The 14,877-nt window shown below is 45.5% G+C and carries 13 protein-coding genes; 3 read left to right on the top strand and 10 right to left on the bottom strand.

Annotated elements, in window-relative coordinates; translation table 11 throughout:
* Positions 1-67 precede the first annotated feature (67 nt).
* A complete protein-coding gene (locus AB4154_RS19090) occupies positions 68-667 on the top strand; it encodes a GTP-binding protein (RefSeq protein ID WP_372123836.1) in 600 nt (199 codons plus the stop codon).
* Positions 668-1,174: 507 nt separating this feature from the next.
* Here the strand turns inward: AB4154_RS19090 and polA are convergent.
* The 3 genes from polA to hemB all read right to left on the bottom strand — a co-directional run bounded on the left by polA (position 1,175) and on the right by hemB (position 6,208).
* Entirely contained in the window at positions 1,175-3,973 is a 2,799-nt protein-coding gene (polA, locus tag AB4154_RS19095; RefSeq protein WP_372123838.1) for a DNA polymerase I, read from the bottom strand.
* A 680-nt stretch (positions 3,974-4,653) separates the two neighbouring features.
* Entirely contained in the window at positions 4,654-5,088 is a 435-nt protein-coding gene (locus AB4154_RS19100; protein ID WP_017063054.1) for a GNAT family N-acetyltransferase, read from the bottom strand.
* Positions 5,089-5,164: 76 nt separating this feature from the next.
* Positions 5,165-6,208: a porphobilinogen synthase gene (gene hemB, locus AB4154_RS19105; RefSeq protein WP_017060158.1), complete on the bottom strand. Its 1,044-nt coding sequence runs from the start codon at positions 6,206-6,208 to the stop codon at positions 5,165-5,167.
* Between the two features lie 208 nt (positions 6,209-6,416).
* Between hemB and AB4154_RS19110 the strand changes: the two genes are divergently transcribed.
* The gene (locus tag AB4154_RS19110; protein ID WP_372123840.1) at positions 6,417-7,178 is read left to right on the top strand and encodes a TatD family hydrolase; all 762 of its coding nucleotides are present in this window, start codon (positions 6,417-6,419) and stop codon (positions 7,176-7,178) included.
* A 288-nt stretch (positions 7,179-7,466) separates the two neighbouring features.
* Here AB4154_RS19110 and tatC read toward each other — a convergent pair whose 3' ends face one another.
* The 7 genes from tatC to rmuC all read right to left on the bottom strand — a co-directional run bounded on the left by tatC (position 7,467) and on the right by rmuC (position 13,802).
* Complete coding sequence (gene tatC, locus AB4154_RS19115) at positions 7,467-8,222, bottom strand: twin-arginine translocase subunit TatC (protein WP_017060156.1); 756 nt, start codon at positions 8,220-8,222, stop codon at positions 7,467-7,469.
* Positions 8,223-8,370: 148 nt separating this feature from the next.
* Positions 8,371-8,778 carry a Sec-independent protein translocase protein TatB gene (gene tatB, locus AB4154_RS19120; RefSeq protein WP_017060155.1) on the bottom strand — a complete coding sequence of 136 codons (408 nt, stop codon included), beginning with the start codon at positions 8,776-8,778 and terminating at the stop codon, positions 8,371-8,373.
* A 3-nt stretch (positions 8,779-8,781) separates the two neighbouring features.
* Positions 8,782-9,036 (bottom strand): Sec-independent protein translocase subunit TatA, encoded by a 255-nt coding sequence (gene tatA / locus AB4154_RS19125; RefSeq protein WP_017060154.1) that lies wholly within the window; start codon positions 9,034-9,036, stop codon positions 8,782-8,784.
* Between the two features lie 53 nt (positions 9,037-9,089).
* Entirely contained in the window at positions 9,090-10,724 is a 1,635-nt protein-coding gene (ubiB, locus tag AB4154_RS19130) for a ubiquinone biosynthesis regulatory protein kinase UbiB (protein WP_017065813.1), read from the bottom strand.
* Entirely contained in the window at positions 10,721-11,326 is a 606-nt protein-coding gene (locus AB4154_RS19135; protein WP_017063051.1) for an SCP2 domain-containing protein, read from the bottom strand. The genes ubiB and AB4154_RS19135 overlap by 4 nt, the downstream gene beginning before the upstream one ends.
* Positions 11,327-11,424: 98 nt before the next feature.
* The gene (gene ubiE / locus AB4154_RS19140) at positions 11,425-12,204 is read right to left on the bottom strand and encodes a bifunctional demethylmenaquinone methyltransferase/2-methoxy-6-polyprenyl-1,4-benzoquinol methylase UbiE (protein WP_026012235.1); all 780 of its coding nucleotides are present in this window, start codon (positions 12,202-12,204) and stop codon (positions 11,425-11,427) included.
* 65 nt (positions 12,205-12,269) lie between these two features.
* Positions 12,270-13,802 carry a DNA recombination protein RmuC gene (rmuC, locus tag AB4154_RS19145; protein WP_171732309.1) on the bottom strand — a complete coding sequence of 511 codons (1,533 nt, stop codon included), beginning with the start codon at positions 13,800-13,802 and terminating at the stop codon, positions 12,270-12,272.
* 138 nt (positions 13,803-13,940) lie between these two features.
* On the opposite strand from rmuC, the gene AB4154_RS19150 reads away from it, so the two are divergent.
* Positions 13,941-14,849 carry a DMT family transporter gene (locus AB4154_RS19150; RefSeq protein WP_372123842.1) on the top strand — a complete coding sequence of 303 codons (909 nt, stop codon included), beginning with the start codon at positions 13,941-13,943 and terminating at the stop codon, positions 14,847-14,849.
* The last annotated feature ends 28 nt before the right edge of the window (positions 14,850-14,877 follow it).

Below are 14,877 nucleotides of genomic sequence, written 5' to 3' on the forward strand. Positions count from 1 at the left end.
AACCAATAGAAGTGAACCATACTAAAAGACACATCTAAATAATCAGAAAAATGAGAAAGGAATACTCATGTGGAAAATACCGTTGGCCATCATTGCACTTATGTTGGTCTCACTGACAGGGTTTGCCTCTGAAGCAGAACAAGAACAAGCCCCACTGATCAATGTCGATATGACCTTAGACCTCGATGGCATGGAAAAGTACGCCCAAGACGCGAGTGAGTCTCTTGAGGTGATATCGCAATCTTTGCAAGCGATAGTCAACAACCCCAACCTAAGCGACGACCAGCAACAAGCCCTCAATCAAACGGTTGAAAGTATCAATAAGCTTGCGAGCTCCACCAAGACATCACTCAATCAACTGCCACAAGCCTTAGACCAATCTCGACTCGCCTTTAAACAAACCAGTCAAATGCTGTTGGATGACATTCAGACCAAGATCATCATTGCGCTGGCGGCCGTTATCGCCGTCATTATTATCGCTTTGACCGCTATCTATCTGCTTATCCTGAAACCAATGCAGCAAACCTTGGTAAAAGCGACCAACAATATCTCTTCAATGGCGCAATCCATCCAGATCACCGCCGAAGCTCTGAAATATAGCACCGAGAAACAACAGAAAATCATGGATTACATTGAGCATTCACCGACTCAATACACTGATAAATAAGGCGTGATCCATCAATCCTTTATCGATAACTTGTAAAATAAAAGTTATTTCAAGTGATAAAACAATCGACTTAGAGACGGATTTAAATTACCAAAAGCTGATCGAATTTCAGATCTAAGGCAAATCAGGGGTTTATCACTGTGCTTGAGAAAGTGTAATAAAAGGCACTAAAAATGAGAGGTTTTACGGGGGAATGATAGGTTGGAAATATTTTTCTTTCGCACAAGAAAAAACGCCCCAGTCAAATACTGACTGGGGCGGCTGAATCAGCCTAATCCAATAACGTGAAACAAAAGGTCTGAAAGATAGAACATCTTACCTCTGTACCCTACGAGATTTAATGTACAACAATTGCTCAGAAATGAAAACAACTTTTGTAGTTTTTTTTCATGAATGTTTTATTAAAACACCTAAATTCTTATTACGACTTAACTTTATTTGAGACAAAAAAAAGCCAGTGTTTGTGCACTGGCTCATACTAATTTGCTTATTAAGGTCAAAAACTGATTAGTGGGCTTGATCCCAGTTGTCACCGTGGCCAGCTTCCGCGACAAGCGGCACTTCTAGCTCTGCAGCGGATTCCATCAATTCTTGTACTTTACTTTCAATTTCGGCTAAAGATGACTCTTCCACTTCAAACACCAATTCATCGTGTACCTGCATAAGCAGTTTCACACGACCATCGCCTTCCGCTTGAATCCACTCATCCACCAACAACATCGCTTTCTTAATGATGTCAGCCGCTGTGCCTTGCATTGGCGCGTTGATCGCCGCGCGTTCAGCAGCCTTACGACGCATGCCATTACGAGATTGAATCTCAGGAAGGTGCAGTCGACGACCGTAAATGGTTTCAACGAAGCCTTGCTCTGAAGCAGCACTGCGCGTGTCTTCCATATACTGCATTACGCCAGGGTAACGCTCGAAGTAAGTGTCCATGTAGTGCTGTGCTTCGCCACGAGGAATACCCAGTTGCTTAGCCAAGCCAAAGGCACTCATACCGTAGATAAGACCGAAGTTAACGGCTTTAGCACGACGACGTTGTTCAGTGGTCACACTCTCAATATCAACACCAATGATCTCAGCAGCCGTTGCCGCGTGGATATCTTTGCCTTGTTGGAATGCTTCCAGAAGCGCTTTATCACCCGAAAGGTGCGCCATGATACGCAATTCAATTTGAGAGTAATCGACCGCTAGAATCTTCCAACCATGTTGTGCAACGAATGCTTGGCGGATACGACGGCCTTCTTCATTACGAATTGGGATGTTCTGCAGGTTTGGATCTGTTGAAGACAATCGACCCGTTGCTGTCACCGCTTGGTGATAAGACGTATGAACACGACCCGTTTCAGCGTTGATCATCTTCGGTAGTTTATCTGTGTAGGTAGACTTGAGTTTCGCAAGGCCACGATACTCAATGATCAGCTTAGGTAGCGGGTAATCAAGAGCCAGCTCTTGCAGCACTTCTTCGTTGGTTGAAGGTGCACCTGATGGCGTTTTCTTGATAACAGGCAGACCCATTTTCTCAAACAGGATCGCTTGCAGCTGTTTTGGCGAGTTCATGTTGAACTCTTGCTCTGCAATCTCGTAGGCTTTCTGTTCTAGCTCATCCAATCGAACCGCAATCTCTTGCGATTGAGCGCCTAGCAGCATGTCATCGATGAATACGCCAGTGCGTTCAATGCGAGACATAACAGGGATCAGTGGTACTTCGATTTCTTCATAGATGGCTTTTAGCTTTTCATCTTGCTCAATGTTTTCCATCAAACGGTTATGAAGACGTAAAGTCACGTCAGCATCTTCTGCTGCGTATGGAGACGCTTCACCCAGCTCAATCTGGTTGAAAGTAAGCTGCTTCTTACCTTTACCTGCGATTTGCTCAAATGAGATGCAGCTGTGCTGAAGGAAACGCAGCGCTAGGCTATCCATATCATGCTTGCCGCCAACGCTATTAAAAACATAAGACGCTAGCATGGTGTCGTGCTTGATGCCTTTCATCTCGATACCGTAGCGCGCTAAAACGCTCATATCGTACTTCAGGTTTTGACCGACTTTAGCCTGTGCGTCATCTTCAAGAATCGGCTTAAGCTGTTCAAGTACCCAATCACGGTCGAGTTGTTGAGGTGCATCTAGGTAATCATGGGCAACCGGTACGTAAGCGGCAACGCCTTCTTCGGTTGCGAATGATAGACCAACAAGGTTAGCCACCATGTAGTCCAAGCTGTCTGTTTCAGTATCAAAGGCAAACACCTCTGACGCTTTCAGTTTCTCTAGCCACGCATTAAAAGAGGCTTCATCTAAGATGGTTTCGTAGTTGCTGCGATCAATCGTCACTGCAGAGGTGTTCATTTCTACGGTAGAAGTGGTTGATGCCGTATTGCTGTGCACTGCGCCCGACTTTTCATCCGCCTCAACCACACCACTGCCACCTTCAAGTAGCTCGTTCAACCAAGACTTGAAGACCAGTTGACCATATAGCTTAATCAGCTCATCCGTGTTTGGTTGTGCTTTTACAAGCGACTCAGGTGTCTCTTCTAACTCGACGTCCAGTTTGATCGTTGCAAGCTCATAAGACATCTCAGCGTTGTCTTTATTATCAATCAGCTTCTTAGCCATGGTTTTTGAACCACGGAAGCCAAGAGCGGCAATATCATCCAGGTTTTGATACAGCTTTTCGATGCTACCAATGCCTTGCAGCAGAGCAGTCGCTGTCTTGTCACCGACACCCGGAACTCCTGGGATGTTATCGACTTTATCGCCCATCAGCGCAAGGTAGTCGATAATAAGCTCTGGTGGGATGCCAAACTTCTCAATCACGCCTTCACGATCCATTACCACGTTGGTCATGGTGTTAATCAGAGTAACGTTGTCATCGACAAGCTGCGCCATATCTTTATCGCCAGTACTAATAAGCACAGGCATACCCATCGCAGAAGCTTGAGAAGCAAGCGTACCGATCACGTCATCCGCTTCAACGCCGGGAATAGAGATAAGTGGCAAACCCATTGCACGAATCACATTGTGCAAAGGCTCAATCTGGCAACGAAGATCATCAGGCATAGGTGGACGGTTTGCCTTGTACTCTGGGTACATGTCATCACGGAACGTCTTTCCTTTCGCATCAAAAATTACCGCAATACGATCAGAAGCAAATTGACGCATCATGCTGCGCAGCATGTTAACTACACCGTAAACAGCGTTAGTTGGGATATCACCATTGCTCATTGTGCCAGGGTAAGCATGGAACGCGCGATATAGGTAAGAAGAGCCATCGATCAGAATCAATGGATTATCAGGAATACGAGCCATAATGTTTGTGTATCCAGTAAGTACAGAAATTATCTGTTAAGAATGCCACGTCTGTTGGTTGGATTCCACGTTGTCGATCTGTATCCGTTCACTCGGTTGTGTTCGTTATAATCGATTTGTTGTTATTTTTTGTTCTTAGACGCAAGCGTTCTGTGGATAACTCTGTTTATATTATTTATCCACCCTGTTGAGAACTACGGTGAACAACTCAAAAAACACCAATAAACAACTGAAAATAAAGAATAATTTTACAGATCGAACAGATGATCAACGATCTTTTCTCGATCTTGCGTTGTGGAAAAGAATGCTGATGGCGTTTTATTCATAAAAATACGTGCCACTAAATATGCATCTTGTTGAAATGGTAGGTATAAAAAAAAGCGACACCCGAAGATGTCGCCTAGCAAAAACCGGTAAAGCCATTCAAATTGAATACCACAGCTTTACCTAAAAGCTATAAATTACACTGGAAGCAATGTGAGCAATGTCGTGTCAAAAAGAACTTAGTACAAGTTCGCGAGAATTCTGTTGGGTAACCAAGTAGATACTTGAGTACTTAACATCCTTGTGAACATTTCCTCATTCCCTAAGACGAAGTTAATAATAATGATTCTCATTTAATAGTCAACAATTAAATGATAATAAATCTCATTTGATTTATAAACCGTTAACAGCAGTGCTTAAATTTGCTTCAAAAAATGGATTCTATGGTCATTAATGTCTTCTTTTTCTTCAAATCTTTCGATTAGGTAACCGTTTCTCAATAACAGGCGCAACATTGCAGGGAACTGGTTACGAGACTTAACCTTTAACTGTCTGTAGCCCTGCTCTTTCGCCCACTGTTCCTGAACGTCTAATTGCGCCTGTGCAACGCCTTTGTTCCTCGCGAGCGGTGACACGCCACCAAACCAGCTGTAAAAAGTATCTTGATCCAATTCATAGCCGATCTTAAAGCCAAGCAACACGCCAGCTTCTTCAGCCACTAAGATAAGGCTCTTTTTCCCTGCCAGCCGCTCTGACAGAGAAGCGACACTCTCTTTTTTAGCGAACTCAGAGATCTGCTCGACCACAGACACCACTTCTTCTAAAGAACCTTCACGTACGACAACTGACATCTTATTCATCCTTATAAACGAAAGGGCTGGCACAATGGCCAACCCTTTACTGATCACTTAAGTGAGATCTACACGGTTACTTTTCTTTTAAATGCTCAGCAGCTTGTGCGTTATCTTCAGCAAGCCACTCTGCGACATCTTTAGCGAAGTAAGTAAGAATGCCATCAGCGCCAGCACGCTTAAAGCACAACAGTGATTCCATGACGGTTTCGCGCTCTTTCAGCCAGCCGTTTTGAATCGCCGCTTTGTGCATCGCGTATTCACCAGATACTTGGTAAGCAAACGTAGGCGCTTGCAGTTCGTGCTTAACACGACGAACAATATCAAGGTAAGGCATGCCTGGTTTCACCATCACCATGTCCGCACCTTCATTAAGATCCATCGCGACTTCATGAATCGCTTCATCGCTGTTGGCTGGATCCATCTGGTAGTTCTTCTTGTTACCACCTTTCAGGTTCGAAGCACTGCCAACTGCATCACGGAATGGGCCGTAGTAGCACGATGCATATTTTGCAGAGTACGCCATAATCTGAGTATGAATATGGCCCGCTTCTTCTAACGCTTCACGGATCTTACCAATGCGACCATCCATCATATCCGATGGGGCAACTACGTCAGCACCCGCTTCAGCGTGTGATAATGCTTGCTTGATCAAGACTTCAGTCGTCTCGTCATTCATCACGTAACCATCTTCATCGATGATGCCGTCTTGGCCGTGAGTGGTGAACGGGTCTAGTGCTACGTCAGTAATAACGCCAATGTTTGGCACATGCTCTTTTAGTAAACGTACAGCGCGCTGCACCAAACCTTCTGAGTTATGAGCTTCAGCTGCGCATAAACTTTTAGCATCTTGGTTCACGACTGGAAATAGAGCAATCGCAGGAACACCCAGCTTTGACAGGTAATCTGCTTCCTCAAGCATGTAGTCGATCGACAAGCGTTCAACACCTGGCATTGACTCGACAGGCTCGCGGCGGTCTTTACCCATCAGGATAAACATTGGGTAGATTAGATCATCCACAGACAATTGATTTTCTGCCATTAGGCGACGGCTAAAGTCGTGCTTACGCATACGGCGCATACGGCGACCTGGGAATTGACCTTGAATTGAAACAGACACTAGATTCTCCTTGCCTAGTCTAAGCACCGAAATACTTAGATATGAAAAGTGCTAAATACAGGCAAAAGCATATCACTGATGGCTCAGGACGCTAGCAGTAAAATATGAAACCCACTCAAAAATAGGGATAAATGGCAAAAAATGACCTTCTCCTCACACTGCCGTATACTCATGACAACTCAGTAAAGACCGCTTTCAGGACAAAACAATGATCGACACCCATGCTCATATTTACGCTAGCGAATTCGATGAAGACCGCGAACAAGTTGTGCAGCGCGCACTGGCTCAAGGGATTGATACCATTCTATTGCCGAACATCGATTTAGAATCTATCGAACCAATGTTAGCAACGGAAGCGCAGTTTCCTGATGTGTGCCGTTCAATGATGGGCTTACACCCTTGTTATGTGGATGCGAATATCGAGCAAACCCTCAAAACCATTCGAGCTTGGTTTGATAAGCATGACTTTATCGCCGTGGGTGAGATTGGTATCGACTTGTACTGGGATAAAACCTTCAAGGCTGAACAAGAGATGGCGTTTGTGACTCAACTGCAGTGGGCAAAAGAGCTTGATCTACCTGTGGTGATCCACACTCGTGATTCCATTGAAGAGACACTTGCCCTACTTCGTAAAGAACAAGATGGCAGCTTACGCGGGGTATTCCACTGCTTTGGTAGCAGCTTAGAGGAAGCTCAAGCGATCAACGAGCTAGGCTTTCATTTAGGTTTAGGCGGCGTTTCGACCTTTAAGAACTCTGGGATGGACAAGGTGATCCCACATCTCGATATGGATTACGTCTTTCTAGAGACAGATTGCCCATACTTGGCACCAACACCGAATCGCGGTAAACGCAATGAACCAGCCTACACAGAATTAGTAGCAAAACGCATCGCCGAATTACGCGGAATTACCCTTGAAGAAGTCGAAAACATAACCACCAAAAATGCTAAGGCATTGTTTAATTTATGACAAATCTATTAATAAGTAATTATTACGGATTTTTCCTGAATTTATTTGAGAAAGCTAAGTGACATGTATAGTATCAACCACCTGCATATGGAGATAGTTGATTATGTGTGACCATTCACAACACTTACAACGTCAACATCGAACCCTATGGCATAAAATTTTGGGCATCAAAGAGCTCTATATATGTCAGAACTGTGGCTATCAGTTAAAGATTCGATAAACAGACATAATAAAAAAGCGGCCCTAGGCCGCTTTTTTATTATGTGATTTTTACTGAAGCATTCCGAATCAAGATTCAGCTTCTTCCTCTTCATCCGCATCTGGCTTACGCGTATAAAAGCGTGCGAAAAACAGGCCAATCTCAAACAGAATACACATTGGAATCGCCAACAGTGTTTGCGAGATCATATCTGGTGGTGTCAGCATCATACCGATGATGAAAGCACCCACCACAATGTAAGGACGCTTTTCAGACAGAGATTGAGGCGTTGTTGCCCCCGTCCAACACAACAAGATAATCGCAACAGGCACTTCAAAGGCAATACCAAAAGCAAAGAACAGCGCGAGTACAAAATCAAGATAGCTTGAGATGTCGGTTGCGAACTCTACTCCCCCTAATGATATGGCCGTAAAAAAGCCAAATACCAACGGGAATACAATAAAGTAAGCGAACGCCACACCACAGTAAAACAGCAATGAACTTGAAGCCAATAGCGGCATGATCAAGCGTTTTTCATGCTTGTATAAACCCGGAGCAACAAAAGCCCACACCTGATACAAAATAAACGGAACCGCGAGGAATATAGACGCGATCAAGGTTAATTTCAGCGGTGTGAAAAATGGCGATGCAACATCGGTTGCGATCATCGTCGCCCCTTCCGGTAGACGATCTACCAAAGGTGCTGATACGAATTCATAAATATCATTAGCAAAATAAATTAGCCCGACAAATATCACTAGCACCGCGACAATCGCACGTAGTAGGCGATTACGTAGTTCTAGAAGGTGGCTAATTAAAGGCTGTGTCTGCTCAGTCGAAGACATGTCAAACCTCTTAAACAGGAAGATCGAAAAGGAGCCGCGCGTGTATCTATCCAGTTGAATTGGTATCCACTTGAATAGTTATTTACTTGAATAGATATCTATTTAAACATCTAGCGAATCAAGTATCCGGCGACTCCTCCTTGCGAGACTATTCGGCTTTCTTATCTGACGGTGCTGAAGCTTCGCTGTTGACCTGAATGGTTTCAGATTCCACAGTTTCCATGACACTAGGTTTAGTCTCACTTGGCTTATCAGACTCAGGCTTAGCATACGGACGTTGAACCTCAGCAGCGGCCTGCTTGAGTTCATCGACTGACGCTTTAAGGTCTGGAGATAAATCTTCCATACCCATTTTTTCCGCCTTGCGTAGGTTTTCTTGCAGCTCTTGCACCTTAAGCTCATGAGAAAGTTCATCTTTCACACTGTTTGCCATGCTTTTCGCTTGTCCAACAAACTTGGAAATACTGCGAATCGCCACGGGCAAACGCTCAGGCCCTAAAACCACTAACCCAACGACAGATATTAATACCAGTTCCCAAAAACCGATATCAAACACGATTTACGCCTGCTCTTTGTCTTTCTTTGTTTCAGCAGTTGTTTCAGCGTGAGCTTCTGTCTTCTGCTGTTCAATATTCTTTGGTTCGAAGTCTGCATCTTTCTTATCTGCAGGCTTGTCTTCATCGCTCATCGCTTTTTTGAAGCCTTTAACCGCTGAACCTAAGTCACCACCCATACCGCGCAGTTTCTTTGTTCCGAATAGCAAAATTACAATTACAGCAATGATTAGAAGTTGCCAAATACTGATACCACCCATTGTCATTGTCCTCGGGTCTGTCTACACATAAAAATATTAAGAGAGTCTACTGTCTAACGACGGTAAGCTCGCCAACTAAGCAACCAAAATGTGACACCTGCGATGCCACAGCCCATAGATAGCTGCTCATAAGGGCTTGAAACTAATATTGCGGAGCATACGACTAAAGTGGCTCCAACGCCAAACAAAAACTTTCCAGTTGCTTGCTGACGCTTACTATCTCGGTAACCTTGATAAAGCTGATCCATTCTGTGGTTCATCGCTTTACCTTGGCGCAAGCTGTCATAAAGTAGCTCTGGCAGCTCTGGCAGTTTTTCTGCCCAGAATGGCGCACGCTCTTTTACTGCGTTGATCACAGCTTGCGGCCCCACCTGATTCATCATCCAGGTTTCAAGGAAAGGCTTCGCCGTTGCCCACAAATCAAGTTGCGGATACAGCTGACGGCCTAGGCCTTCGACATACAACAAGGTCTTTTGCAGAAGCACCAACTGAGGTTGAACCTCCATGTTGAAACGTCTTGCTGTATTAAATAAGTTTAGCAACACATGGCCAAATGAGATCTCGCCAAGTGGTTTTGCAAAGATTGGCTCACACACCATACGGATCGCGAACTCAAAATCATTGACGTTAGTGTCGTGTGGCACCCACCCCGAATCAACGTGTAGCTCAGCAACTTTACGGTAATCTCGATTGAAGAAAGCCAACAAGTTCTCTGCTAAATAGCGCTTATCTTCGCTATTGAGCGTACCAACAATGCCACAATCCAAACCAATCCACTGAGGGTTATCTGGATTCTCTGGGTTAACAAATACGTTGCCCGGGTGCATGTCTGCATGGAAAAAGCTATCTCGGAATACTTGGGTGAAGAATACCGTCACACCGCGTTCCGCGAGCAATTTCATGTTGGTGCCGTTGGCTTCTAGCGTCTCAATATCGGAGACTTGAATACCATAGATTCGCTCTGACACCATCAGGGTTTCGCTGCTTAGATCAGGGATAACCTCTGGAACATACAGCTCTTCACTGCCTTCAAAATTACGTCGCAGTTGAATGGCATTGGCCGCCTCACGGCGCAGGTCGAGTTCATCAAGTAACGTTTTCTCGTACTCGTGAACCACTTCAACCGGTTTCAAACGACGTGCTTCAGGAAGCGACTTAGCGACTATACGCGCCATTCGGTGCATCAGTTTTAGATCTGCGTCAATCACCGGGCGAATATCAGGTCGAATGACCTTCAGAACAATCTCGCGACCGCTCTCTTTAAGCTTTGCGGTATGCACCTGAGCAATAGAAGCAGAAGCCAGTGGCTCGATATCAAAGTCGGTAAACCAGTTGTCTAAACTGCCACCCAACGCCTTTTCCATATCTTGCTTCGCCAATTGACCATCAAACGGCGCAACTTGGTCTTGCAACAACGCCAACTGATCGGCGATATGAGGAGGGAACAGATCACGACGTGTCGACATCATCTGTCCAAACTTGATCCACACTGGACCAAGTTCTTGCAGCGCAAGGCGCAAGCGATGACCCAACTCTTTATCTTGATGCTTGTTCTTGAGCCAAAACAGTGACTTTCGCGCCAACAAAGGGGCTTTAGTCAGTTGGTGTTCCGGCATCAACTCATCAAGGCCGTATTCCAACTGTACCTTGATAATATGATAAAGACGTTTCAGTTCTGCTGGGGTCATGCTTTCTCCAACAGAGCGTTCAACTTAGCTTCAAGACGAGCAGCAGAGCTTTTTACGTCATCAACTTGGTCGCAAAAATGCGCGACTTCTAACGGTGCAGGTGCGATCTTCCACTCTTCAGTCAGAACTTGAGCAACATGGTTTTGATGCTTAGTCGCCTGTTTTGCCACAAAGCCACCGACGTTTTTAACGCCTTGCACCAAGGTATGCGCAACCACATCACCCGTTACGCGCGATAACCACTCTTCCAAATCAGGCTTGCAGTCTGTCATCAGCTGAGCAAATTTCTGTGCCAGTTGAATATCACCCTCTAAGATCAGCTTATCTTGCTTGATCAGCTTGGTGATGTTCGATTGCTCACGCAGTTCCGGTAACACCGATAAATTCAAAGATAGGTAGCAATCAGGCTGCCCTTCGTATTCCGACAACACATCGATTTGTTGGCTGAAAACGAAAGTGAGCGTTTTATTCAACTCTTTCAAATTAACTTGAATGATCTGCCCCTTTAAACGAGACAAACGACGAACCAAGGCTGGATCATCGTTCACGAAAGTATTTAAAGAGGTTTCAATAACCGCGGTTACCAATGGATCAAATGGCATGACTGTCCTTACCTTTGAAAACGGATAAGCCTTAACCTATCCGTTCTGTCTTTATTCTTATTGTTTAGCACGCCCTAAGAGCCTGCTACCAAGTTCGACTAGAACTTGTAACCGCGGTGCAGCGCAACAATGCCGCCCGTTAGGTTGAAGTATTTAGTATTCTCGAAACCCGCTTCTTGCATCATGCCTTCCAAAGTCTCTTGATTTGGGTGCATACGAATAGATTCTGCAAGGTAACGGTAGCTGTCTGCATCGTTAGCAATCAACTCACCCATTTTTGGCAACAGGTGGAAAGAGTATGCGTCGTAAACCTTTGATAGTGGCTCAAGCACTGGCTTAGAAAACTCAAGAACCAACAGACGGCCACCCGGCTTAAGTACGCGGTACATAGAACGCAGCGCTTGGTCTTTATCGGTTACGTTACGCAGACAGAAGCTGATGGTAATGCAATCGAAGTAGTTATCTGGGAATGGCAACTCTTCAGCGTTCGCTTGTACGTAGTGTACGTTGCCAACAATGCCGCTATCACGCAGCTTATCACGGCCAACATTCAGCATTGAGTTGTTGATATCAGCAAGAACCACGTGGCCTTTTTCACCAACGATACGCGAGAATTTCGCAGTAAGGTCGCCAGTACCACCACCAAGATCTAGGATACGCTGACCAGGGCGAACGCCACTGCAATCAATCGTGAATCGCTTCCACAAGCGGTGAACACCACCCGACATTAAGTCATTCATGATGTCGTATTTAGCGGCTACAGAGTGAAATACCTCTGCTACTTTCGCGACTTTTTCGTCTTTTGCGACTGTTTCGAAACCAAAGTGTGTGGTTTCTGACTCTACTGCTGAATTTGTCTGCACGCTTGTGTCCATAATGCTGTTATCTACCATGGTAAGTTCTCATCGACAGCGCTCTTTGTGTTTAGAGGCGCTGCGGCCGATTAGTTTACTTTATCCTCAGCAGGTTGTCTTTCTACTAAGGAGGCATTTTCTGAAAAAGCCTCATTTTGCGCCATTTCAGCCAAACCAATCGAGATCGGTTTCTTCACTTCAACACCCAATTGCTTGAAGCTTTCGGCCTGACGAATCACGTTGCCACGGCCTGTTACTAGCTTATTCATCGCACCTTGATAGCTTTGGTTGGCTCTATCTAACGAGCTACCAAGGCCTTCCATATCATCCACAAACAAGCGCAGTTTGTCGTAAAGCTTACTTGCACGCTCTGCGATGACTTGAGCGTTCTGGTTCTGTCTTTCATTACGCCACAGGTTATCAATTGTACGCAGTGCCACCAGCAAAGTGGTTGGGCTGACCAAGATGATGTTTTGCTCCATCGCATCTTTCACCAAGCTAGGATCCGCCTGAATCGCCACTTGGAATGCTGGTTCAACCGGGATAAACATCAACACATAATCCAAGCTTTGGATGCCTTTGAGCTGATGATAATCTTTCTGGCTCAAACCTTTGATGTGCGCTCTTAACGACACCAAGTGATCACGCAATGCAGCATCACGCTGCTGGTCGGTTTCGGCATTGAAGTAGCGTTCAAATGCCACCAACGCCATTTTGGAATCGACCACCACTTGCTTATCTTGTGGCAGATGCACAATCACATCCGGTTGATAACGCTTGCCCGCATCGTTTTGTAGGTTCACTTGCGTTTGGTATTCGTGCCCTTCGCGCAGTCCTGATTCAGCAAGCACCCGTGCCAGTACCACCTCGCCCCAGTTACCTTGTTGTTTATTGTCACCCTTTAGCGCTTGAGTCAGGTTCACCGCTTCACGCGTCATACTCTCATTAAGACGCTGCAGGTTTTTAAGCTCATGCACCAAAGTATGACGCTCTTTGGCTTCTTGGCTGAAGCTGTCGTTCACTTGTTTCTTAAAGCCTTCCAACTGCTCTCTTAGTGGAGACAACAAACCTTCTAGGCTCTGCTTATTCTGCTGATCAACCTTGGCGGTTTTGGTTTCAAACAGTTGGTTCGCTAACAATTCAAACTGCTGCTTAAGTCGTGATTCAGCTTGCTCTAGCAACTGCAGCTTTTCGCTATTGGCGAGGTTTTCTTGGTCATGCCTTGCTTCTTGCTCGCGCAGCTCGGCTTCTAATTCAGACTTATGATCTTTAAGCACATTGATCTCATCAGCGTACTGCTGGCGCTCTTGCTTTACCGCCTCAAAGTAGCGCAGTTTTTCCATTGCAGCCATCACCTTACCGTGCGCCTGCTTGAGCTCGAATGCCGCTTTGTCTCGGTCATCATCTAACTCATCGAGCTCTTGTTGCGCCTCTGCGAGTGATGCTTTGAGCTGAGCTTGCTGAGATTCATGCAACAAACGATCGGACTCTAGCTGCTGCTCGAGCAATCGCTGCTGAAAAGAGAGCTTCTGTTTAATCCACCAACCCACGACACCGCCGCTGACGAGCGCGCCAGAAATTGCAGCAATAAGCGTTGCCTGATGTTCGATAATCCATTGCATGATAATGATTTAGCCTAATTGGAAATAACTCATTAAATGGTATTTTGATACTGGATAAATGTCCAGTTTGCCGTATTAAAATTCGACAGATAGACTAGGCGCTCCGTATTCTGTCCCATCAAATTAGAATGAGTTGCCATGAACGAACGTCGTGCCTTGGGCTTTGGCCTTTCCGCAGTACTGCTGTGGTCAACGGTCGCTACTGCTTTTAAGCTGACCCTTGCTGAGTTTTCACCTGTTCAAATGCTGACTATCGCTAGCATTGTGTCGTCGATTGCACTGATCGCAGTCTGCGCCTTTCAAGGTAAGCTTTCTCAGCTGAGTACAACGTTCCTTTCAAACCCTTGGTATTACCTGCTGCTCGGCTTGGTTAACCCATTGGCCTATTACCTGATTCTATTCAAAGCCTACGACCTGCTGCCCGCTTCTCAAGCTCAAGCCATCAACTACAGCTGGGCTATCACGCTAACCTTAATGGCGGCGGTTTTTCTGGGGCAAAAGATTCGTAAGCAAGATTGGATTGCGTGTACCTTCAGCTATGCGGGTGTGGTAGTTATTGCCACCAAAGGCGATGTGTTAGGCATGCAGTTCGATAGCCCACTCGGTGTGGCACTGGCGCTGCTTTCTACTCTGCTTTGGGCAGGATATTGGATTCTCAACACCAAAAACAAGGCTGACCCAGTGGTTGGCGTACTGCTTGGTTTCTTAGTGGCATTACCTTTCGCGATCGGTTTAACCCTTTTTGAAGGCGAGAGCTTTAGCCAAATCACAGCGAAAGGTTGGATGGCCGTAACTTATGTTGGCCTGTTCGAGATGGGCATTACCTTTGTCTTGTGGCTCTCGGCATTAAAACTGACCAACAACACGGCACGTATCAGCAACCTAATTTTTGCCTCGCCGTTTATCTCGTTGATGCTACTTTCCACTATTATCGGCGAAGAGATTCACCCAGCGACCCTGTTTGGCTTGGTACTGATCATTGCCGGCCTTGTTATCCAGCAGATCAAATGGGGAAAGAAGAAAAACAACCTCAGCCCTGAAAGTTAATGCCCAGAAAGATTAGGATTATCGCACT

This window comes from Vibrio sp. 10N.286.51.B11 (assembly GCF_041469245.1).
GTDB lineage: Bacteria > Pseudomonadota > Gammaproteobacteria > Enterobacterales > Vibrionaceae > Vibrio > Vibrio crassostreae_C.